Origin of the sequence: Leisingera sp. ANG-M7, assembly GCF_000813965.1 — a bacterium.
Taxonomy (GTDB): Bacteria; Pseudomonadota; Alphaproteobacteria; order Rhodobacterales; family Rhodobacteraceae; genus Leisingera.
In genome coordinates this window covers 1-20,096 of record NZ_JWLI01000018.1, presented here as the reverse complement: position 1 = coordinate 20,096, position 20,096 = coordinate 1, and the positions used below count along the sequence as shown (strand labels likewise).

Annotated in this window: 17 protein-coding genes; 6 read left to right on the top strand and 11 right to left on the bottom strand. The window is 61.9% G+C overall.

Annotated elements, in window-relative coordinates:
- Positions 1 to 11: 11 nt before the first annotated feature.
- Genes icmH through RA26_RS19010 form a run of 4 tightly spaced genes read left to right on the top strand, consistent with a single transcriptional unit; the run spans position 12 to position 6,395 of the window.
- Entirely contained in the window at positions 12 to 1,439 is a 1,428-nt protein-coding gene (icmH, locus tag RA26_RS19025) for a type IVB secretion system protein IcmH/DotU (protein WP_039186468.1), read from the top strand.
- The gene (gene tssM, locus RA26_RS19020; protein WP_039186467.1) at positions 1,436 to 5,008 is read left to right on the top strand and encodes a type VI secretion system membrane subunit TssM; all 3,573 of its coding nucleotides are present in this window, start codon (positions 1,436 to 1,438) and stop codon (positions 5,006 to 5,008) included. Before icmH ends, tssM begins: the two co-directional genes overlap by 4 nt.
- Complete coding sequence (gene tagF, locus RA26_RS19015) at positions 5,008 to 5,673, top strand: type VI secretion system-associated protein TagF (RefSeq protein WP_039186465.1); 666 nt, start codon at positions 5,008 to 5,010, stop codon at positions 5,671 to 5,673. Before tssM ends, tagF begins: the two co-directional genes overlap by 1 nt.
- Positions 5,673 to 6,395: a PP2C family protein-serine/threonine phosphatase gene (locus RA26_RS19010; RefSeq protein ID WP_052272495.1), complete on the top strand. Its 723-nt coding sequence runs from the start codon at positions 5,673 to 5,675 to the stop codon at positions 6,393 to 6,395. The genes tagF and RA26_RS19010 overlap by 1 nt, the downstream gene beginning before the upstream one ends.
- 80 nt (positions 6,396 to 6,475) lie before the next feature.
- On the opposite strand, the gene RA26_RS19005 is transcribed toward RA26_RS19010, so the two are convergent.
- Complete coding sequence (locus RA26_RS19005; protein WP_039186460.1) at positions 6,476 to 8,638, bottom strand: serine/threonine protein kinase; 2,163 nt, start codon at positions 8,636 to 8,638, stop codon at positions 6,476 to 6,478.
- A gap of 44 nt (positions 8,639 to 8,682) precedes the next feature.
- A complete protein-coding gene (locus RA26_RS19000; protein ID WP_039186457.1) occupies positions 8,683 to 9,258 on the bottom strand; it encodes an OmpA family protein in 576 nt (191 codons plus the stop codon).
- 182 nt (positions 9,259 to 9,440) lie between these two features.
- Here RA26_RS19000 and RA26_RS18995 point away from each other — a divergent pair, with 182 nt between their 5' ends.
- The gene (locus RA26_RS18995) at positions 9,441 to 10,283 is read left to right on the top strand and encodes a M15 family metallopeptidase (protein ID WP_039186454.1); all 843 of its coding nucleotides are present in this window, start codon (positions 9,441 to 9,443) and stop codon (positions 10,281 to 10,283) included.
- A gap of 22 nt (positions 10,284 to 10,305) precedes the next feature.
- On the opposite strand, the gene RA26_RS22775 is transcribed toward RA26_RS18995, so the two are convergent.
- From RA26_RS22775 to RA26_RS18950, 9 genes are all read right to left on the bottom strand, one after another.
- Positions 10,306 to 10,644: a hypothetical protein gene (locus RA26_RS22775; protein ID WP_193747641.1), complete on the bottom strand. Its 339-nt coding sequence runs from the start codon at positions 10,642 to 10,644 to the stop codon at positions 10,306 to 10,308.
- Positions 10,645 to 10,952: 308 nt separating this feature from the next.
- Positions 10,953 to 12,452, bottom strand: coding sequence for a caspase family protein (locus RA26_RS18985; protein WP_039186452.1), 1,500 nt, complete (start codon positions 12,450 to 12,452; stop codon positions 10,953 to 10,955).
- Positions 12,453 to 12,571: 119 nt separating this feature from the next.
- The gene (locus tag RA26_RS18980; RefSeq protein ID WP_039186450.1) at positions 12,572 to 12,898 is read right to left on the bottom strand and encodes a hypothetical protein; all 327 of its coding nucleotides are present in this window, start codon (positions 12,896 to 12,898) and stop codon (positions 12,572 to 12,574) included.
- Positions 12,899 to 12,900: 2 nt separating this feature from the next.
- The gene (locus tag RA26_RS18975; protein ID WP_039152568.1) at positions 12,901 to 13,287 is read right to left on the bottom strand and encodes a response regulator; all 387 of its coding nucleotides are present in this window, start codon (positions 13,285 to 13,287) and stop codon (positions 12,901 to 12,903) included.
- Between the two features lie 39 nt (positions 13,288 to 13,326).
- A complete protein-coding gene (locus RA26_RS18970; protein ID WP_039186447.1) occupies positions 13,327 to 14,184 on the bottom strand; it encodes a CheR family methyltransferase in 858 nt (285 codons plus the stop codon).
- Positions 14,181 to 14,663: a chemotaxis protein CheW gene (locus RA26_RS18965; RefSeq protein WP_039186445.1), complete on the bottom strand. Its 483-nt coding sequence runs from the start codon at positions 14,661 to 14,663 to the stop codon at positions 14,181 to 14,183. Before RA26_RS18965 ends, RA26_RS18970 begins: the two co-directional genes overlap by 4 nt.
- On the bottom strand, positions 14,653 to 16,821 hold the full coding sequence (locus RA26_RS18960) for a chemotaxis protein CheA (RefSeq protein ID WP_039186443.1): 2,169 nt from the start codon (positions 16,819 to 16,821) through the stop codon (positions 14,653 to 14,655). The genes RA26_RS18965 and RA26_RS18960 overlap by 11 nt, the downstream gene beginning before the upstream one ends.
- Before the next feature lies 1 nt (position 16,822).
- Positions 16,823 to 17,197, bottom strand: a complete 375-nt coding sequence (locus RA26_RS18955; protein ID WP_019297430.1) for a response regulator — start codon at positions 17,195 to 17,197, stop codon at positions 16,823 to 16,825.
- A complete protein-coding gene (locus tag RA26_RS18950) occupies positions 17,194 to 17,481 on the bottom strand; it encodes an STAS domain-containing protein (RefSeq protein WP_039186441.1) in 288 nt (95 codons plus the stop codon). The genes RA26_RS18955 and RA26_RS18950 overlap by 4 nt, the downstream gene beginning before the upstream one ends.
- A gap of 414 nt (positions 17,482 to 17,895) precedes the next feature.
- On the opposite strand from RA26_RS18950, the gene RA26_RS18945 reads away from it, so the two are divergent.
- Positions 17,896 to 20,096: methyl-accepting chemotaxis protein (locus RA26_RS18945; RefSeq protein ID WP_039186440.1), on the top strand; the 2,201-nt coding region annotated here is incomplete at its 3' end.

The following is a 20,096-nucleotide window of genomic DNA, read 5'->3' as shown; positions in this document are numbered from 1 at the left end:
AAGGCGCTGAGATGGCTGATTATGACGATCCCTTTGCTGAACCGGGGGATACCGACAAGACGGTGATCAAGCCGAACCCGGGCGGGCGGCGCACGGCCACGCCGATGCAGCAGCCCGATGTGCCGCAGCAGACCCAGCCGGTGCCGGAACAACCTGCGGAGCCTGATCTGGATGCCTATGGGGTGCCGCAGGCGGCGGCACCGAAACCGCAGGCCGCGGCGGGCGGGGCCAAGGCGCCGAAGATGGCGCTGACGGGGATGAACCAGCTGACGGCCTGCGCCTCGACCCTGTTTGCGCTGATTTCGCGCATCCGCAACCGGGCGCAGCATATGGATCCGGACGCATTGCGCAAAAGCGTGGTGGCCGAAGTGCGCGCGTTTGAAAACCGCGCCCTGCAGGCGGGCATTGCCGCGCAGACGGTGAAGGTTGCGCGTTACGCGCTGTGCGCGACGCTGGATGACGTGGTGCTGAACACGCCCTGGGGCGGCCAGTCCGCCTGGGGGCTGCAGTCGATGGTGGCCACCTTCCACCGCGAGGTGGTGGGCGGCGACCGGTTTTATGACCTGCTGGCACGGCTGGAGAAGGAGCCGGGCAACAATATCGACATGCTCGAGTTCCTGTACATGTGCCTGTCGCTCGGGTTCGAGGGCCGACTTCGGGTGGAGCAGGGCGGTTCCGAGAAGCACCTGCAGATCCGCGGTGCGCTGGCCCGGATCATCCGCAACCAGCGCGGTCCGGTAGAGCGCGATCTGTCGCCGCATTGGGAAGGCATCATTAAACCGTTCAAGGCGCTGTCTGTGTGGCGGCTGGTGTGGATCACCATGGCGGCGACCTGTGCCATTCTGGCGCTGCAGTTTCTGGGCCTCAGCTGGATGCTGTCTAACCAGACCGAAAACGTGGTTGGTCAGCTGACAATTGTGGATTCCGGCCCCAAGGCAGAGCTGGAGCGGCGCGCACCGCCGCCGCCGCCGCCGCCATTGGCGCCGACGACCGAAGAACAGGTCGCCAAGGTTTCCGGTTTTCTGGAGCCTGAGATCAAGGAAGGCATTGTGCAGGTCTTCCAGAAGGGCAACACGCTCATCATCCGGCTGACCGGCTCCGGCATGTTCGGTTCCGGCTCGGATCAGTTGAGCAAGGCGTTCGTCAACCCGGTGAACCGGGTGGCCGAGTCGCTGAATGACGAAAAGGGCAAGATCATCGTGGCAGGGCATTCCGACAACGTGCCGATCCGCTCCTCCCGGTTCCCGTCCAACATGGCGCTGTCGCTGGCGCGGGCGAAATCGGTGATGGCGGGCATGGCCAAGGTTATGACCGACCCGGACCGGCTGTCGGCAGAGGGCCGCGCCGATAAGGAACCGATTGCAGACAACGGCACACGTGCCGGCCGGGCTAAGAACCGCCGGATCGAGATTCTGCTGGTTCAGGAGGTTGAGGGATGATCCGCCGTTATATCTTTCCCCTGTTCCGGTCGATCTACACCATCCTGCTGATCCTGGCAGCGGTGCTGTCGGCCTGCGTGTGGTATTTTGCGCCGTTCATCGGCGGCGAGGAGTGGCGCCCGTTTGACAGCGTGATGGCGCGGCTGATCACCATCGGGGTGATCTTCCTGCTGTATTTCATCATTATCGGCATCATCTTCTGGCGCCGCCGCCGCAAGGACAAGGAGATGACCGAGGAGATGGCGGAGGCTGTCGACACCTCGGAAGACGATGTCTTGTCGGAGGAAATTGGCGAGCTGCGCGGCAAATTCAAGGACGCGATGAAGGAGCTGCGTAAGTCCAAGGGGGGACGGCGCCATCTGAACGATCTGCCGTGGTACATCATGATCGGCCCGCCGGGCGCGGGCAAGACCACTGCCATTGTGAACTCTGGCCTGCAGTTTCCCCTGGCTGAGAAGATGGGCAAGGCCGCCATCGGCGGCGTTGGCGGCACCCGCAATTGCGACTGGTGGTTCACCAATGAGGCGGTGCTGATTGATACCGCCGGGCGCTATACCACGCAGGAAAGCGATGCCGAGGCGGATAATGCGGCCTGGCTGGGCTTCCTGGGACTGCTGAAGAAGTACCGCAAGCGGCAGCCGATCAACGGCGCGATCATTGCGATCTCGCTGTCTGACCTGTCCTTGCAGGATGAAATCACCCAGAAAAGCCACGCCGCTGCCGTGCGCCGCCGCCTGGCGGAGCTGCGCGAGAAACTGGGCGTGCGTTTCCCGGTCTATGTGCTGTTCACCAAGGCCGACCTGATTGCCGGCTTCCAGGAATTCCATGATTCATTAGGCAAGGAGGACCGCGAGCAGGTCTGGGGCTTCACCCTGCCGCTGCCCAAGGGCAAGAAGGAACAGCCGCCGATTGCCGGGTTTGACGAGGAATTCGGCCTGCTGCTAGGGCAGATCAACGCGCAGCTGCTGGAGAAGATGCAGACCGAGACCGACCACCAGCGCCGGGCCCTGATTGCCGGTTTCCCGGCGCAGGTTGCCTCGATGCGTGCAGTGGCGCGCGAGTTCCTGATGGAAGTGTTTCAGGACAACCGTTATGAGCAGCGCCAGATGCTGCGCGGGGTCTATTTCACCTCTGGCACCCAGGAAGGCACGCCGATTGACCGGCTGATGCTGGGCATGGCGCAGACCTTTGGTATCGGGCGCCAGGCGATCGGCACGGGGCAGGGGACCGGCAGAAGCTTCTTCCTGACCCGTCTGTTCGAAAGCGTGATGTTCCCGGAAGCAGGGCTGGTGTCCGCCGATGACAAGGTGGAGCGCCGATACCGCTGGACCCGCCGGATTGCGATCACTGCCACCGTGCTGGTGGCGCTGGCAATGGGCGCGCTTTGGGTGCGGTCATATCTTAAGAACACCGACCTGATCGCCCAGGCAGAGGGACAGGTTGCCGCCTATCAGGCCGCCGCGGCGCAGCTGCCGCCCAGCCCGGTTGGCGATACCGATCTAGTTCCGGTGGCCGCCGCGCTGAACAATCTGCGCGATATGCCGGGCAATCCCGTGCTGTCCGACCCGGAGCCTGAGGGGGCCATGACCTATGGGTTGTATCAGGGCGAGGTGATCGGCACCCAGGCGGCGCAGACTTATCGCGGGGCGCTGAACCGGCGCTTGCTGCCGCGCCTGCTGGTGCGGCTGGAGCAGCAGATTGAGGGGAATATGAACAACCCCGACACGCTGTATGAGGCGCTGAAGATCTATCTGATGCTGGGCCTGCAGGGGCCGATGAACCCCGATCTGGTCAAGGAGTGGATGCGGCTGGACTGGGAAAACATTGCCTACCCAGGCATTGCCCGCAATCAGCTGCGCGCTGATTTGATGGATCACCTTACGGCGTTGCTGTCGCAGCCCATGGAGGAGATCGCGCTGAATGGCCCGTTGATCGAGCAGGCACAGAACATCCTGTCGGAGATGCCGCTGGCCCAGCGGGTTTACAACGGCATCCTGAATTCGCAGCAGGCGACCGCGCTTCCGAAATGGCGGATCACCGATGTTGGCGGACCGTCGGTTAAACGGGTACTTGTGCGCAGTTCCGGCAAGCCGCTGAATGATGGGATCGAGGGCATTTTCACCTATGACGGCTTCCACAACGTGTTCCTGCCGGAGGCGGTCAGCGTTGCCGAGCGGGTCCACCGAGAGGCCTGGGTGCTGGGTGAACAAAGTGAAGCGGCCCAGAACGAGGCGGTGCTGCTGAAGCTCAGCCGCGATGTGCTGGATCTCTACTACAACGACTACATCAGCCGCTATGATCAGATCCTGGGCGATATCGACATCGTGCCGCTGGAGTCGCTGTCCCATGCGGTGGAAGTCACCAATGTGCTGTCGGGGCCGACCTCGCCCATCGTCAATATCCTGACTGACGTCAGCAACGAAACCCGGCTGAACGAGGACAAATCGCTTCTGGACGCGGGTACGCTTGCCGCGGGCGCTCAGAACGTCGCAGCGATTGAGGCGCGTTCAAACCTGTCGATCCAAGGGCAGATCCTGCTGGAGGCGCTGGTCGGCTCTGCCGAAAATGCGCCTGGCCAGGCAGCCAAGCCGCCGGGGGCCTATGTGCAGGAACGGTTCCAGTGGCTGTATGACCTGGTGAACCGGCCTGAGGGCCAGCCCTCGCAGCTGGATGATCTGATGGGGCAGCTGCAGCTGGTCTATCAGGAACTGAACAAGATGTCCTTCTCTGGCGTTGCCAACGGCGGTCAGAGCGGTCAGGCGCTGTTGCAGTTCCAGCAGACTGCAAGCCGCATGGGCGGGCCGCTGCCCCGCTGGGCCACGCAGATCTCGGCAGGCTCGTCGGGCATCACCTCGGAAGGCACCCGCGCTTCGATCAACGCGCGCTGGCAATCGGCGGTGCTGCCTTTCTGTGACAAGGCGCTGTCCAACCGCTATCCGTTCAACCGCTCGGCGCGGGCGGATGTGGCGATGGCGGACTTTGCCAAGCTGTTTTCCCCGAACGGAATGATCGACAGCTTCTTCAACGAACACCTGCTGAAATATGTCGACACCCGCAGCCGCCCCTGGACCTGGAAGCGGGTGAATGACGTGGATCTGGGCATCAGCCCCGCGGTGCTGCAGCAGATGCAGTATGCGTCTGAGATCAAGGAGGCGTTCTTTGCCGGCGGCGCGCAGCCTGCGGTGAATTTCCAGATTACTGTCAACGCGCTGGATCCCAAGGCCAAGGAGGTGCTGTTGGAAATCGACGGTACCAAGGTCGCCTATAACCACCGATCCGGCGCGCCGACGCCGGTGGCCGTAACCTGGCCGGGCTCGGTCGGGCTGGCGCGGCTGACCCTGCTGCCGCAGAAACGCGATGCTGAGAACGTGCTGTCGCGGGACGGGCCATGGGCCTGGTTCCGGCTGCTGGACGCGGCGGAGGTGCGGCGCACCAATGTCTCTGACCGGCGGCGGGTGAACTTCCGCGTCGGTGGGCGGCTGGCACTGTTCGAGCTGCAGTCCGGGTCTGTCATCAACCCCTTCGCCCTGCCGGCCATGGCGAAGTTCAGCTGCCCGAAGTCGATGTGATGGCGGGCTTTGGTGCCTTCGGAAAGATGCCTTCAGCCGGGGACTTTTTCCGGCTGAACACACCCGGCGGCTTCGTGCGCATTTGGGACGCTTGGCTGCAACAGCTTATGCTGGACGGCAAGACGGCATACGGCGCTGGCTTTGACGCGCATTACATGACCGCGCCGATCTGGCGGTTTACCTTACCAGCAGGACTGGCAGGGGTGGCGCCGGTCTGGGGCGTGATGATGCCGTCGGTTGACCGGGTCGGGCGGCGGTTTCCGCTGACCTTGGTTGCACCGCTGTCGGCGGTTGCCGATAACGGCCCTGGCCACCTGGGCGCAGGCGTCTTGTTTGAGCGGCTGGAGGATTTGGCCTTGGACGCATTGGAGGACAGCATGACCAAAGACAGGCTAGCAGACCGGCTTGCAGCACTGACGGTGCCCGATGATGTTCAGTCAGAGGCAACGGATGTGGTCAAGGCCGGGCCCAAAGGCCTGGAGCGGCTGACGGTTTCGGAATCTGACGGCCGGATCCATCCTGGCCTTGCAGACTGCAGCCTGTGGACCGCGGTTCTGGACGGGGTGCCGCGGACACTGGCTTGCAAGGGGCTGCCAGCGGGAAGCGTCGCCTTGGGCCTGTTTGATCTGGGGGCGCCGGTCTGGGCCGGGGTTGAGGCTGCATGATGAATCAACTGCGCAAGTACCGCTATACCGCGCAGACCCATGTGGGACTGAAGCGTAAGGTCAATGAAGACTCCGTTCTGGCGTTGCCTGAACATGACATCTGGCTGGTGGCTGATGGCATGGGAGGCCATGACGCAGGTGATTTTGCCAGCCGCTTGATCGCGGATGCCGTGGCGATGATACCGCTGGGCCTTGACCCGGCGGCGCGGATGCATGCGCTGCGCGATGCCATCCAGAATGCGCATAAGGCGATCCGCGCCGAGGCCGCGGCCCGCGGTGGCGGGACCATCGGATCAACCGTTGCGGCGCTGATCATGGCAAACCAGCATTTTGTTGGTCTCTGGGCCGGGGACAGCCGGATTTACCGGCTGCGCAATGGCCATATCGAGATGCTGACAGAGGATCATTCCGCGGTGGCGGAATACGTTCTGGCGGGCAAGATGACCTGGGACGAGGCAGAACAGCACCCCCATTCCAATGCCATTACCCGCGCCGTCGGGGTCGGGGATGAGCTGGAGATCGACAAGATCCGCGGCGATACGGAGCCTGGCGACCGGTTCCTGGTCTGCTCGGACGGGCTGACAAAATATGCCACTTTCCAAATTCTGGAGGACTTGCTGGGCAGCGCACCATTGGAAACAGTGGGGGATCAGCTGATCCAGATTGCCCTGACCGGAGGCGGCGCGGACAACATCACTGCCGTTGTGATTGACGTTTTGTAGGGCAATTGTTTCCGGCTTAGAGGACGGCCCGGGAAACGTATGTTTCCCGGGTCGAATTTTGTTTCAGTATGGATATCCGGTCAGGGTTTGGCGGTGACCAGGATACGGCTGTCGAGCGAACGGATGCGGCTGGAGTCTGCCTCGTAGCTTGCCTTCAGCGCTTCGGCGAAACCCACCGCGCTTTCCGAGGTCGGGCGCATGCCGTCAAACAGCGGTTCAGCGGAATGCAGCACCAGCACCTTGCTCTTGCCCAAGGTGCTGTCGTCGACTTTGAAGGCAATGCCGCCGTTGGCCGCCGATTCCTCCAGGCTGTAGGCAACCCGCACCGGGATCTCTCCGGCGGCGCCGTCGCGCAAGTTGGCAACCGCATTGTCTTCGCGCGAAATGTTGGGCAGCAGGTGGAACACATTGCCCGAAACATCGAGGATGGAGACGGTCAGGTAGCCGTCGGTCACGTCATCAGGCAGCACCACATCGATCACCGGGTTCTCACCCACAAAGAAGCGGCCGGAAGGGTTCGGCTCCACCGTGGTTCCGCCGACTGCAAACTCCACTTCGGCACCGCCCGGCGGGGCCTTGGGCAGGTGCTGTTCAACCACGCAGAGCGAGTCGTTCAAAACTTCGACATCCAGAACCACCTGGCGTTCGTGCGCCAGCGCGCGCAGCGCATCGAACAGTTCCAGCCGGGTGGCCGTGCTGGCAACACGGCCGCTGATCAGGATCGGGTCTGCAGGGCCGTAGCCGTCGAAATGGCCATTGCCCTGGCGTGCCAGCGGTCCGCAGTCCGCAAAGCTGTCCATGATTGCCTTGACCTCAGCCACCGGCAGCACCGGCAGCTCAAACCGGATTTCGGCTTTGCCTTCCAAGGCCCCGGGCAATCCGTTGCGGAACAGCTCATTCAGCATCTCTGCCACGTTGGTGTCATCCGTGGTGCCGGTCAGCCGGGCCTTGTTGTTGCTGATGACCAGACGCCATTCGCGCAGGCCTTCAAGCGGCTTCACGGTATCCAGGACGTCGGCCCCCCAGGTGTCGGCAATCGCGCCGGATGCCAGAGTGAGGTCAGCATCTTGAGACACCGCCAGTAGCGCATCCCGCACTGCCTCAGACGGCACGTTTCCGACAATTTCCACCGGGCCATCGGCTGGTTTTTCGGCAATGAAGGAATAGGGGCGCACTTCCGGGTAGCCAGGATCGAGGACACTGTCGAGAAAGCCGCCGAAATAGGCGCCCGCCCCGCCGCCGCCCAGCAGCAGGAGGACAGCCAACGCAGCCCAGAGCCCGCCGCCACCGCTCTTCTTTGCTTTGTCCGGCGCGGGCTTGGAAGCCGGAGGAGAAGCTGGAGCTGGCTTGCTGGCCTTCGGCACAATGATGGTGGCGTCTTCGTTCGGGGCATCGAGCACGTCGTCCAGACTGCCGCCGTCGGGATTGTCGAGGAAAGCCAGCACTTCGCCTGCATTCTGGAACCGGTCGGCAGGATCTGGCGCGCACATCCGGCCGATCAAAGTCTTGAGCGGCTCAGGCACACCGTCGGTGTCCAGCGGCTTTTGCTTGTTTTCAACCACTTCCATCGGGTTGGCGCCCAGCTTGGGCGCGGCGCCTCGGAAGTTGGCAAGCAAGAGCGCGCCCAGCGAATAAATGTCTGAGCGGGCGTCTGTATCACCGCTCATCTGTTCCGGCGCAGCGTAAGAGTACTTGCCGGCAAATTCATTGCCGACAATGGTTTGGGCACCCGGGTTGGTATCTTTGGCAATACCGAAATCGATGATTACGGCTTCTGCCGGGTCGCCGCCGCGCAGGATGATGTTGTCCGGGCTGAGATCGCGGTGCACGATATTGCGCGCGTGCGCCGCCTGCAGACCCTGAGCTACCCGGCGGCAGATCACCATCAGGTCTTCAGCCGGCATCGGCCCCTGCTTCAGGCGCTTGTCGAGGCCGGGGCCGTCAACATAGTCCATCAGCAGGTAAATGTGGCCGTCCGGCGTGCGGTGGTTCTCAGAATAGCGCACCACCGCCGCATGGCGGATTTCGCGGATGTTCTCCTCGCGCGCCATCAGGACGGTAAAGTCCTCATTCGCGGCGAGTTCCTGTTTCAGCACCTTCAGGGCAACCAGGTTGCCGGAAATTTCCGACCGGGCCTTGTACACGTCGGACGTGCCGCCGCGGCCCAGCAGGCATTCGATCCTGTAGGTATTGTTCAGCAAATCACCCGGCTGGAACAAGTCGCCAGGGCGCGATTCAAGCATGGAAGTCTCCCTGACCTCTTATCCGGCGCGGGTCCGGGCTATTGTTAGCCCAGAGCCTGGAACTCAACGCGGCGGTTTTCATCGGCGCGCGTGTTGTCCTGATTGAACGGAGCGGTCTCACCCATCCCGATTGCTTTGAGCATATCCTCGCGCACGCCGCAGGAGCTGATCAGATGGCGGCGCACTTCCTGCGCGCGCAGAAGGGATAGCCGTTCGTTGTAGGCGGCTGAGCCGGAGCTGTCGGTATGGCCGATGATCTGGAAGACGGTACCGTCCAGCGCTTTCATCGAGGCGCACATATTCGCCAGTTTCGGCTCCTGATCGGCGCGCAGGGCTGCGCTGTCGAAGTCAAAGGAGATCTGAATGTTGATCTGCGCCTGCTGATCAACGGGGGTATATTCCTCCGCAGCAGCGGCCACGGTTGTGGCCTCTTCGGTGCTGTCCTGGCTTGCGTCCGTGCTGCTGGGCACGATGACCAGACCGCGGGTCTTCTGTTTCTTGAACGCTTCGGTGATCTCTTCGACCGACAGTTCGCCGCTGTTCGACTGCGCCTGCGCCATCGGTGCCAAAATCAGGCCGGCGCCCAGAATACTTGTGAAAATACCTTTCAGGCGGATCATGCTCTGCGCCCTCCCCTACCGTTTCAACATTGCAGGCAGTCTATACCAGCACTATCAGGCTGCCAATGGCGGGCAGGGCTGCGCACGGGAAAAAAACACGGTGTTTCCGGCAAGTTGTAAACAGGGGGTTTACTGCCCGGCGGCTAGGGATTGAAATGGGCGCAAACGGTCCTGGAGGAAAAATGCGGGTTTTACCAGCAGTGATTATCGCGATTGGCCTGGTGCTGGCCCCGGCTATATGGTTCGGGCTCAGCTGGCTATTGAGCGAGGAGGACTATCAAGGCGCCGGAGGCGTTGATTCCACCGCGCGGATCGAGATCGAAATGCTGCGCCAGCAGGTCGAAGATCTGCAGGCCCGGATGTCAGATCTGCAGAATGAAGTCGCCAGCCTGCCCGCAGGAGGGGCAGGCGCCGGAAGCCCTTTCACTGATGACGCGGCCGGAGAGGCCGCGATCTGGAACCAGACCGGCGGCGCCGATCTGGATTATGCCCAAGTGGTGCTGATCGCCGACCGGCTGAACGTGAACCGCGGCCTGCGGGTCACCGGCGGCTCTTATCTGACTGAGAGGCTGGGCCGCCCGCGGGAAGATCTGAACGACACCTGCCAGCCGATGACCAATCCGGATCTCAAGGAAAAGTTGGTGACTGAACAGGTCGGGCCGATCCGGGTCAGCATGCTGCGCCCGGCCATCGAAAGCCTGAAAGTGGTGTTTGAGAACATCCGCCAGGCCGACCCCGACCTTTATGCCCGGATCAACACCGCCGGGGCGCTGTGCGTGCGGCGGATCCGCGGCACCACAAATTCGCTGTCCACCCACAGCTATGGCCTTGCCGTGGATCTGAACATTGACGGCAAGCTGGACAATTTCACGGATGGCAAAACCCAGCTTGGGCTCACCATCATGGCGGATTTCTTTTACGATCAGGGCTGGGTCTGGGGGGCTGGTTTCCGGCGCGAAGACAGTATGCATTTTGAAATCAGCCGCCGCCAGTTGGACCAATGGATCGCTGACGGGCTGCTGTGACGCGCGGTGAGTCCGGAATATGCTAGCTGGACCGCAGCAAGACCTTGCTGGAGCCGATCGCGGCGGCGATTTGCTGGTAGTTGACCGCCCGGGACGCGGAATTCTCGGCAGAGCGCAGCAGAAGAGTTTCCGCCTCTTCCAGCACTGCCACCGCCGCAGCCAATGCGGCAGCTTTCCGTTGCGGGGCTACCGCGACAATCGGGCGATGCGAGGATTGTTCAGGGCTTCCAGATCGCAGCTTGATCCTTGGTTGCTGCGGGTCACGGTTCTCGCGGGCGATCCCGCGCAGGCCGCGGGCGGTTTGCGCTAGAATTTCACGCACCGGCGCATGCCCGGCCAGCAAAGCCATATCCTTCTCCATGGCTTCAAACCGTTCAGCCATACAGTCGATTTTGTAATCTCCAGCAGCACCGCATAACACCTCGATTTCCGCAATGCGCGCGGGCACGCCGGAAGGCGCCGTGATCCGTGTTGTGATGGAGCGGCCTTCTGCGCTGGCTCCGCCTTCACCGCTGTGGCTGCCGCCTGTTTCAGCAGAAACGCCTTCTTCTCCTGTGCTGCCTTCACCCTCGTCGCCAGTTTCTTGCCCGTACAGAGGGCCCGAGAGGCAAAACACTGTTAGAATAGTAAAAAATGACCGATGCACACGCGTATCCTCGTTATAAAATGTCAGCCTTCAAGCCCGTAAGCCTGACGGATGCCCCGCTGTGTTCCGGGCCCGAAGTCTCCGTCAATTGCCCCGGCATAGAAGTTGTTCTCTTTCAGCTTCTGCTGAAGAGCTCTCCGGGTTTCGGTGGTGAACATGTTCGGGCGCTCACTCAGAAGGTCAAGAACGTCAGAACTTCCGCTGCGCAGCGCAGCATAGAGGTAATGGGCGGAATCCCCCGGACCTTTCGAGGGGATCAGCCCGTCATCAATCAGCGCAGCAAAGTTGAACTGGGCCTGCGGATGGCGCAGGTCGGCAGCCCGTTCAAAGAATGTCAGCGCCTTTTTCGGATTGGCCGGCAGACCTAAGCCGCCCTGATAGTGCAGGAAGCCGAGGTCGTTGATCGCATCGGCGAAATCCTGGGCGGCCGCGTCCTGGTAAAGCTCCAGCGCTTTGGCGGGGTCCGCGTCGACACCGGTGCCGCGCTCATAGAGCTTGGCAAGCTCGAATTGCGCCTCGGGTGAGCCGGCATCCGCTGCACGCTGCAGGAAATCCACTGCAGCCTTAGGGTCGAAACGGCCCTGGTTCGGGTTTAGCCGGATGTAGGCGAGACCCAGCATTGAGCGGGTGTCGCCCAATTCGGCAAGTGCCAGCAGCTGTTCTTCCTGGTCTGGCTTCAATGCGGCCCAAGCAGCAGACGCATCAGCAACGGAAACTGGAGCGTCATTTGCGCCGGGGCCCGCCAGGTAGAAGGGCACACCGGTCAGCGAGCCATAGGTGTGCGGTTCCTGCAGGTTCGCGGTGCTTTGCAGCACCTGATCGCGCACCTGGCGGAACATCAGGCTGATCTCCAGCCCGGGCTGCACCATCTTTTCCATCAGCGCGGTGGCATAGGGTGAGTTGCTGCCGCTGCCGTCCAGCGCCACCTGGCCGTCCTTGGCGGCAAAGGCCACCAGGGTGCCGCGATCCGGGTCAGCGGGTGCCATGCCGCCGCCGCCGCGGGTGGTTTCCGTGGTCTCGGTTGTTTGGCTGATGCTTGCCTCCAGCGCAATGGAATCCCCAAGCGGGTTGTCGCGGCAGCTGTCCAGGATCACGATCCGCATCTTGCGCGCCCGGTCGACCGCATTCAGCAGCTGCTTCAGCGACAGTGACTGGCGCTGCACATCAAGGTTGCTGGCCACCTTTGCGTCGGCAGGGATCAGAAAGTTCTCCCCCTGCACTTCGATCCCGTGGCCGGCAAAATAAACCAGCGCCAGATCGGCGACTTCAGAGCGGAAGGCAAAATCATCGAGCATCTGCTCCATTTCGGAGGTGCCGGGATCCAAGGCCAGGCTCACATCAAACCCGATGCCCTCCAGCGTATCCGCCATGGCAACAGCATCGTTGCGGGTGTTCTCAAGCGGCGGCAGATACTGGTAGTCCGCCACGCCGATGACCAGAGCGATGCGATCGCTTGCAGCCTGTGCGCCGGCAGCGGTGAGCAGGCACAGTGTGAAAATCAAGGGTTTGAAAAGAAAGGACATGCGGGTACCCGGGCTCGCGAATTTTGCTATGCCCCAATGTACGCGTTCGCGGCGGCAAATAGAAAGCAAATTTGCCCGCGGCATCTGCCCCACCTGTTTCCGGGCGGGGCAGGGAAGTTTCAGGTACTGGCCATGCTGCTGGCCGAGCGGAGCCGGTCACGCAGCTTTTCAAGGGTGACTCCTGCCGCAGCGGCCGGAAGATCTGCCGGGCCGGACTCGTCGACCTGGGACTGCACCCGCCTGTAGAACCCGGAGAGGCCCGACAAGGTCTGGATCACCAGGTCGAAGTCTTGCAGCGAGCGCAGCTCCTGGCTGGTTGGAGCGGTGCCCCGTTCCAGAACGTCGAGGACAACGTCCTCCAGCGCTTGCATCTGGCTGCGCAGCTGCTCCATTTCCCAGGCCGATGCGGCACAGAGTTCGCCCAAGGCTTTGTCGGGATGCTCCATGATCAGAGCCGCCCGACGACCTGTTCGATGGCCTGCTTCATGGTGGCTACCGTGAAGGGTTTGCGGACGATGTTGTTCAGGCCGATCTGCTTGCCAACCTGGATGATCTCCGGTGTCGGCTTGCCGGTCACCAGGATGAAACCGACGCGCTGGGTCACCTGATGGCTGCGCAGTGCCTTCAACAGTCCCAGACCGTCCATGCCAGGCATGTTGTAATCGGACAGCACCAGGTGAACCGGGGTCTGGGTCAGCTTCTGATAGGCGCCCTGGCCGGAGTTTTCGACCATGTAGTTCTTGATGCCGATCTCATCCAGGCTTTGTGTGATGATTCCCCGGCTCGTCGACATATCGTCAACAACCATGACGCGGAGAGAGTCTTTCAAGCTCATTTTTCTTTCCTTCTGCTCTGCTTGCAGCCGTGGCCAGGGTTACCTGCCAGCGGGTGAGTTGACGTAAGTGGTGATCCCGGCCGTCTTCAGGTGCTGCGCAGCCGGGCCTGACATGCGCTCGGAATGACCGATGAAGAGGGTACCGCCCGGGTTCAGGGCATTCTGAAAGGCGCTCCAGACTTTCTGCTGGGTCGGGTTGTCGAAATAGATCGCAACGTTCCGGCAGAAAATCGCATCGAACTTCCCTTTGAAGGGAAACGGTTCAATCAGGTTCAGCACCCCGAATGTGATCAGCTTGCGCAGGCTGTCCGGCAACCGCCCGTCAGGGTCGCGTTTCGGCACCAGCTTGCTGTATTTGGCGTCGATCTGGGCCAGCTCGTCCTCAGGGTATTTGGCCGCCTGGGCATGGCGCACAACCACCGGGTCGATGTCTGTGCCCAGGATCTTGATGTCGAGCTTTGCGGCTTCCGGGCATACGTCCAGCAGCGTCATCGCAATCGAGTAGGGCTCCTGCCCGTTGGAGCAGCCTGCCGACCACAACCGCACCCGGCCGCCGCGCCGCGCCTGTTCCACCAAGGGTGGCAGCACGTCATTGCGCAGGGTTTCGAAGTGATGCGGCTCCCGGAAGAAATGGGTCACATTCGTGGTTAGCAGCGACAGCAGCCCGCTGCGTTCGTCGTCGGCATTGGGGCCGTCCAGGCTGGCAAGATAGTCCTTGAAATTGGTGATGTTACGCTGGCGCAGCTTGCGGGCCAGGCGCGACGACACCAGGGGCTTTTTGCTGGCCGCCATGGCCAGGCCGAAGTGTTTATGCGCGAACTGCGCAATGGCTTCGAATTCCTGGTCCGACAGCGAAAAGCTGTCCGCATTGGGAGTGATGGTACCTTCAGCGCTCACGGCATCACCTGCTCCGGAGCCGAGATCACCGCATCAAGATTGATGATGCGCACCATGGTGTCATCATGCGAGATGATACCCTGGATGTACTCCATCGTGTTGCGGCTATCCACCGGCGGGGTGTCCTGGATGTCGTCCGGGTTGATCGAGATGATCTCGGAAACCGACTCAGCCAGAAGGCCCACCGGTTTTCCGTGCACGGAGACGACGATGACCACGTTGCGCTCGCTTGCTTCGGTCTGCTGCAGGCCGAAACGGGCGGAAAGATCATAGATCGGGATCACCGCGCCGCGCAGGTTCATAACCCCCAGAACGTCGGCCGGGGCATGCGGCAGGATGGTCACCGGAGACCAGCGCCGGATTTCCCGGATCTGGGTGATCTTCAGGCAGAACGCCTGTCCGGCCACGGTGAAGCTGACAAACTCGCTGTGTTCAGCGTGTCTCACTTCCTGATCGGTTTGCTTCGCTTCAGCTTGCATTGCTCATTCTCCGCTCGGTGTCAAAGGCGGCCGCAGTGGGCGAGGCCGCAATGATGCTTTCAGGGTCCAGGATCATGGCGATTTTACCGTCGCCAAGAATGGTCGCCGCGGCGACGCCGGGGATTTCCCCGCAGACGCCGTCCAGGCTTTTGATCACCACCTGGCGCTGGTCGTGGATGTCATCCACCGCCAAGGCGCAGCGCTGGCCGGTTTCAGTTTCCACCAGAAGGTAGACGCCGGCCTGCTGGTCGCTTTCACGGTACAGGCCAAGGGCGCCGGCGACATCACAGATCGGCACGAAATTGCCGCGGATCGACAGCAGGGTGCCGTCGGCCCCCAGGCTGTTGATCATGTCGTCGCTGCCGCGCATGGTTTCGACGATCGAGGTGATCGGCACCACCATGGTCTGATCGGCAACCGACACCACCATGCCGTCCATCACCGCAAGCGTCAGCGGCAGGATGATGGTGAAGGTGGAGCCTTTGCCCGGCGCGGAAGAGATGTTGATGCGTCCGCCGAGGCCGGTCACCGCATTCTTCACCACGTCCATGCCGACGCCGCGGCCGGAGAGATTGGAAATCTCCTTGGCCGTTGAAAAGCCGGGCGCAAACAGCAAGTTGTCGATCTCGCCATCGGTCAGTTCAGCGTTTTCCGGGATCAGCCCCTTCTCGATCGCAATCTGCTTGACGCGCGGACGGTTCACACCGGCACCGTCGTCCTTGATCTCGATGCAGACGCTGCCGGACCGGTGGGAGGCTGACAGCCGGATCTCACCGACCTTGGACTTGCCCGCGGCTTCCCTGTCCTCGGGCTTCTCCACGCCGTGGTCAACCGCGTTGCGCAGGATATGCGTCAGCGGGTCAGACAGCCGTTCGATGACCGTCTTGTCGACCTCGGTGTTTTCGCCTTCGGTGACCAGCTTGCAGGTCTTTCCGGTGGCAGCCGAAGCCTCGCGGACAATCCGGGCCATCCGCTGGAACAGCGGCTTCACGGGTTGCGCGCGAATGGCCATGACACCTTCCTGGATGTCGCGTGCAAGGTTTTTGAAACCTTCCAGCTCGGTCTCGACGTCGCGGGTATCCGAAACGTTGAGATTGGCGATCTGCTGGGCCAGCATCGAATGGTTGATGATGAGCTCCCCGACAGCGTTGATCAGCCGGTCCACCCGCTCGAGCTCGACGCGGAGCGTCGGCTTGGGACCGCCGCGCTGCTCCTGCTTGCCGCTCTCGGCTTTCGGGGCCGAGGCCTTTTCTTCGGCGGCTGCCGGTTTGGCTTCGGGTTCAGGTGCGGGGACCGGCGGCTCAAAAGGGGCTGCAGGCGCCTCCCCCTCAGGGGCAGCTGCGGCATCTGCGGCTGGCGGTGCAGCGAACATCGCATCCAGCGCGGCCAACGCATTGGCTTCCGCCTCGGCATCGCCATCACCGTTGATCGACAGCTCGCACAGGCCCTCAACGAATTCGAACACGGCCTCAACCTTCGAACGCGTCTCCTTGGTGACCAGCACCAGATCCCAGGCCAGATAGGCTTCCGCCATGTCCATGGCATCAAAACCGGGCAACTCATTCTCGTCCATGGTGACGGTCAGCTCACCCAGATCCTTGAGCGCCTGGAACAGGAAGAACGGCTCGTTGCCGGTGCCATACATTTCCTTCAGCGGCTGGAAGCGGATCCGGTAGGTTTCTTCCTGCGGTTCCGCCGGGGCGCCGCCCAGATCGCCAAGATCCATCATGGGTGCCGGGCCGCCGAGCCCCATCGGCTCGAAGGTGAGGTCTTCCTCTTCTTCCGGAATGTATTCATCCAGCGCCGCCAACAGCGTATCATTGTGCGCTTCGTCGATCTCGCCACCGTCCCGGGCAACTTCGACCAGTGCTGACAGTTGATCGCTGGAGCGCAGCAGCAGCTGGATCAGCTTCTCATCCAAGTCCAGCCGGTTGGACCGCACTTCGTCAAACACCGTTTCGAACCGGTGGGCAAAGGCCACCAGATCATCGAGGCCAAAGGCCCCCGCGCCACCCTTGATCGAGTGCACGGCGCGGAAGATCGCATTGACCACCTCAGGGTCGTGATCGCCTCCTTCGATGGCGGTCAGACCCTCATCCGTTGCTTCAAGGAGCTCTTCGCACTCCTCAAAGAAGGTATCCTGAATAGATCCCGACATCTTAGGCCGCGGCTCCGGTCACGCGCTTGAGCGCGAAAATCAGCGAGGCATCGTCAAACGGCTTGGTGATCCAGCCGGTGGCACCGGCGCCGCGGGCACGGGCCTTCAGCTCAGGTGCGCTTTCGGTGGTCAGAACCAGGATCGGCACCTTGGAATTGATGCCGGTGCCGCGCAGTTCCTCAATCACGCCGAACCCGTCCAGGTTGGGCATATTGATGTCGGTGATCACAACATCGGGATCCACGTCGGGGTACATGTCCACACCCTCGCGGCCATCAACCGCACAATGGTATTCAAAACCCGCTTCTTCCAGGGTCGCGGCCAGAAGATTCCTGATCGTGCGGGAATCGTCGATTGCCAGAACTTTGGTTTTCATGCTGTTTCCTCGTCTTCAAAACGGTTGGGCTCCAGCCCCAGAAGCGTCAGGGACTTGCGGCAGGATTCGGTGATATTGGTGACTGCGAAGCCCACCCCCTCGGACCGCCATTGCTGCTCTGCACCAAGCAGAAGCTGCAAGCAGCGCGAGGGCATCAGGGCAACACCGCTGCAGTCGATTTCGACCGCCTTGGCGCGCGCCCCTTGCAGGAAGGCGATCAGCGGATCCAGCTCCGCGAAGGCGTTCGGCAGATCCAGATTATGCTTTTGCGTTTCCGTAGTCATTGTCGGCGATTCGCACCCCCGTTGTCGGCGATCAGTTCGAGTTCGATGAGGCAATTCTTAGGGGCGGGGCCTTAACATTTGATTGCCGCCACACCCGTGCAGAAGGGGATTCATAAGGAGACCGGCGCAATTTTCGCGGCAGAAATCCGATCAATTTTTATCTGTGTTCTGACGGTCGGAGAATCACCCGGCGGGGCCTGAGAAGGCGTGTTTTTCAGCGCTCAAAACAACCTATGGCCGCATCTTTACCAGGTCTTCAGAAAGTGACGCCGGAGCGCAGCAGGATTCGGCCGGATTCCACATTGAAATGCGGCAGAGGCCCTGCGCCGTAAGCGGCAAATTAACATCTGCCCTCCAATCTGACTGGCATCACTATTGCGGTGGCCTAGACCGCACTTCTCTTAGGAGGACGGAATGAAAACGTTCAAATCGCTCAAGCTGGCACATAAATTGCCGCTGTTTGTTGTTGGGTTCGGTGTGCTTGTGACGGCGATTCTCGTCACCATCAGCACGATCAGCTTCCAAAAAAGCGCCGAGAAAACCGCGGAAGACCAGTTCCGCTCCATGGTGGCGGACCGGAAGTACTCAGTGCAGACCCTGCTGGACGGCATTCACGCGGATGTGCAGACGCTGGCGGCTGTTCCATCGACGGCAACCGCCATCGAATGGCTGACGATGACCTGGAACGACCTGGAAGGAAATCCGGGCCAGATCCTGCGCCAGGCCTATATCGACGACAACCCGAATCCGATCGGGCAGAAGCACCTTTTGGTGCGCGGCCAGGGTGAGTCGCCCTACCACATGCACCATGAGACCTTCCACCCGGCCTACAAGACACTGATCGAGAGCAAAGGCTACTATGATGCTTTCCTGATCAACCTGGCCGGCGACATCGTCTATTCGGTGTTCAAGGAAAACGACTTCGGCACCAACATGATGACCGGCCCGTTCAAGGACTCCGGTCTGGCCGATGTTTACCGTGCAGCCCTGGAAGGCAGCCGTGGCGAAGTCTTCTTTGCCGACATGAAGCCATATGCGCCCTCCGGTGGTGCAGCTGCCGCTTTTGCAGCCTCTCCGGTGGTAAATGATGCCAATCTGACCGTCGGCGTGCTGGCCGTGCAGATCCCCGTGGACCTGCTGGGTGCCATCGTCAACAACGAGCAGGGCATGGGGCAAACCACACAGGTTTATCTGGCCGGCGCAGACATGCTTGCACGGACCAACTCCCGGTTCGAAGGCGGTTTCGACGTGCTGTCGCAATTGCCGAAAACGGAACAGGTGCAAACTGCCTTTGACGGCGAATCACATGTTCTGCAAGGTGTAACCGGCCTCAATGGCCAGAAGGTTCTGGCCTATTCCGAACCGCTGCCGCTGGCCTTTGCCAACTGGGCAATCATCGCCGAACAGGATTGGGCAGAACTGATGGCGCCTGCAGTTGAGAAGCGGAAAATCATGATCCTGATCTCTCTGATCTGCGCTGGGGGCATCTCCTTCTTCGGGTGGCTGTTCGCCCGGTCGGTGACCAAGCCGATCGACCGGATCTGCGCTGACATGGAGGCCGTGTCCTCTGGCGATCTCGATACTGAGGTCGAGGCGGCCAGCCGCGGCGACGAGATCGGCAAGATCGGCAAGACACTGGTCTCCATGCAGGACGATCTGAAACTGGCCCGCGCCGCCGAAGAGGAACGCGCCGAGATGCAGCGCCAGCAGCAGCAGGTGGTCGAGAAACTGAGTTTCGGCCTGGTGCAGCTCGCCGATGGCGATTTCTCGCAGCCGATCACCTCCGCCTTCCCGGAAGAGTACGAGCAGCTGCGGCAGAACTTCAACAGCACCGTCAGCAACCTCAGCACCACCGTGCAGCAGGTGATCGAAGCCTCCGGCAGCATCCGCAACGGCGCTGCCGAGATCAGCCAGGCCTCCGACGACCTGTCGCACCGCACCGAAAGCCAGGCGGCAACGCTGGAGGAAACCGCGGCAGCGCTGGATGAGCTGACGGCATCGGTGAAATCCGCCGCCGACGGCGCCCGCAGCGTCGAGGCCACCATGGCCGAGGCCCGCACCGAGGCGGAAAACAACCGCGAAGTGGTGCAGAGCGCGGTCGCGGCAATGACCGAGATCGAACAGTCCTCGAACCACATCAGCCAGATCATCTCCGTGATCGACGACATCGCCTTCCAGACCAACCTGCTGGCGCTTAATGCCGGCGTCGAGGCGGCGCGGGCGGGCGAGGCCGGCAAGGGTTTTGCGGTCGTTGCCAGCGAAGTGCGCGCCCTGGCGCAGCGTTCCTCGGACGCGGCGATGGAGATCAAGACGCTGATCTCCGACAGCTCCAAACAGGTGGAGCGCGGAGTTGACCTGGTCGGCAAGGCCGGCGAGGCGCTGCAGAGCATCGTCGAGCAGGTCACCCATATCTCGCAGCTGGTCTCCGGCATTGCCGAGGGCGCGGCGGAGCAGTCCACCGGCCTCAACGAGATCAACACCGGCGTGACCCAGCTGGACCAGGTGACTCAGCAGAACGCGGCGATGGTCGAAGAGGCCACTGCGGCCGGCCACATGCTGAACACCGATGCCGGCAAGCTGGCCGAGCTGGTGGCGCATTTCCGGGTCTCCGGCGG